Here is a 203-nt window from a genome sequence, read left to right on the forward strand (position 1 = left end):
TTTCGGCACTTTCTTCTATGCAGCGGCTTTGCATAGAGCGGACGACAAAACGCTGATGATTTGAGACCTTGTAGGTCAGATACTCAATAATATCCGCTTCTCGGTCACAGACAGAGATAACTTTCCGCATGTCAGCACCGAGGCGGGTTTCCATTGCGCGTGAAGCCCGTTCCCATTTATAGCTTTCTTTGTCTTTGTAAGCT

Annotated in this window: 1 pseudogene; it reads right to left on the reverse strand. The window is 47.3% G+C overall.

What is annotated here, in order from left to right:
- A pseudogene (locus tag Xenpb_RS19605) lies at nucleotides 1-203 on the reverse strand (IS4 family transposase); the annotation flags it as partial.

This window comes from Xenorhabdus sp. PB62.4 (genome assembly GCF_014467285.1).
Lineage (GTDB): Bacteria > Pseudomonadota > Gammaproteobacteria > Enterobacterales > Enterobacteriaceae > Xenorhabdus.